At 78.2% G+C, this 1,898-nt stretch carries 1 protein-coding gene and 1 pseudogene; both read right to left on the bottom strand.

Annotation, left to right across the window (positions count from 1 at the left end; genetic code table 11):
* Positions 1-389, bottom strand: a pseudogene (locus tag RH94_RS44645) (FAD-dependent oxidoreductase); the annotation flags it as partial.
* Positions 386-1,747: a polyprenyl synthetase family protein gene (locus RH94_RS26185; protein ID WP_079189193.1), complete on the bottom strand. Its 1,362-nt coding sequence runs from the start codon at positions 1,745-1,747 to the stop codon at positions 386-388. The pseudogene RH94_RS44645 and the gene RH94_RS26185, both read right to left, overlap by 4 nt.
* Between the last annotated feature and the right edge of the window lie 151 nt (positions 1,748-1,898).

The following is a 1,898-nucleotide window of genomic DNA, read 5'->3' as shown; positions in this document are numbered from 1 at the left end:
TCGCCCGCCGCGTCGGCGCCTCCGGCGAACCGTTCGACCTCCGCCTCCATCGCCTCCGCGTCGGTGTGCACGTCGAGGGTGCTGCCGTCGGCGAAGCGCGCCCGGTAGGCGGGGTGCAGCGCGATCAGGTCGACGCGGTCGCGCAGCGACTCGCCGACCGCGGCGAACGCCTCGTCGGCGATGTCCGGCATGGTGAGCACGGTGGGCCCGGTGTCGATCAGGTAGCCGCCGAGCGCGAGGCGCCCGGCCCGCCCGCCGGGGTGCGGGTCGCGTTCGACCACGGTGACCCGGCGGCCCGCGCCGAGCAGGTGCAGGGCGGCGGACAGGCCGGCCAGTCCCGCGCCGACCACCACCACGTGGTCGGTGGGTCCCGTCAGCGTTCTGGTCACCTGTCCGCCTCCGTTCCCGCGGCGGCCAAGGTGTCGTCGGGCGGCGGACCGCCGGGCTGGGGCACCTGGCCGGGCGTGCCGGTGATCTCGGTCAGCAGCCCGCGCAGCCGGGCCGCCGCGCGCGGCTCCAGGGCGGCCTCGCCGAGGTGGTGCAGGCTCTGCCCGGCGAGCCGTGCGATCTCCGTCTCCACCAGGTCGCGGGCGCCGGTCGCGACGAGGACGTCCCGTACGTCGGCCAGCTCGCCGTCGGGGAGGTCCGCGCGGCCCACCGCGTGCTCCAGCACGCCGAGCGCGCGGCGGTCGCCGGTGGCCGTGGCGAGGGCACGGGCCGCGGCCAGCGGGTAGGTGGGCTTGCCCTCGCGCACGTCCCCGCCGGACGGCTTGCCGGTGACGCTCGGGTCGGCGAAGAGGTCGTCCAGGTCGTCCCGCAGCTGGAAGGCCAGGCCCGCGCAGCGTCCGGCGCGGCACAGCGTGCGCGTGGTGGTCTCGTCGGCGCCGGCGAGGACGGCACCGAGCTCCAGCGGCCGTTCCACGGTGTACAGGGCACTCTTGAGGCAGGCGGCGCGGATCGCCCGGGACGGGGTGAGGGCGGAGGTGGCCTGGCCCTGCACGTCGAGGTACTGGCCCGCCACCATCTCCGTGCGCAGGGCGCGCCACACGCCGTTCAGCCGGTGCGCGGTGCCGGGCGGGAGCCCGGGGTCCAGCACCAGGCCGGTCAGCACGTCGTCCGCCCAGGCCAGCGCGAGGTCGCCGGCGAGCACGGCGGCCGACGCGCCGAGCCGGTGCGCGGCGGGGTGCGGTGCCGTACCGGCGTACTGCTGCTCCACGTCGGCGTGCAGCGCGGGGCCGCCGCGGCGGGTGGGCGCCCGGTCCATCAGGTCGTCGTGGACCAGGGCGCAGGTCTGGATCAGTTCGAGCGCCGCCGCCGTCCGCAGCGCCGCGCGCACCTGGGCGGGATCCCCGCCGCCGCAGGCCCGCAGGGACCACCACACGAGCCGGGGGCGGATACGGCGCCCGCCGCGCCGGGTGAAGCGGACGACCCGCTCGGCGATGTCGTGGGCGAACACCCCGTCCAGCCCGCGGCACCCGGTGAGGCGGTCGGCGAGCAGCTCCTGCAGCTCCCGGCCGACGGCGCCCGGCACGTCCTCGTCGACGGCGCGCGCGTCGCCCGCGCGGGCCGCCCGGCCCGGGTGGTCCGGGTGGTCCGGGTGGTCCGGGTGGTCCGTGCGGGCGCAGGACCGCGGACCGCGACCGGCCGTGCCGACCGGTTCCCCGGCCTCCTGGTGGTCGGCCGGCCCGGCGGGCGGCCTGCGCGGCGGGTCTGCCGTGGGACGGCCGGTCGCCTGGGTGAAACGCATCGCGGATCCTCTCGCCAGTCGGGGAGGCCGGGCCGGGTGCCCCGTGCCTCGTCCGTTCTCCGCACGTCGTGCTTCGCGGTTCGTCAGGACACATTCCGCGCGGGACGCCCCGCCGGATGCGCCGTTCGGTGGACGTGCCGACGCGGCGGGC

Source organism: Streptomyces kebangsaanensis, assembly GCF_001906585.1.
Classification (GTDB): domain Bacteria; phylum Actinomycetota; class Actinomycetes; order Streptomycetales; family Streptomycetaceae; genus Streptomyces; species Streptomyces kebangsaanensis.
The sequence above is the reverse complement of the archived record's forward strand: the minus strand, read 5'-3'. Positions and strand labels throughout refer to the sequence as shown.

Bases quoted from the DNA above. Each gene is read 5' to 3' on its own strand.
- RH94_RS26185 (WP_079189193.1), bottom strand. From the start codon at position 1,747: ATGCGTTTCACCCAGGCGACCGGCCGTCCCACGGCAGACCCGCCGCGC.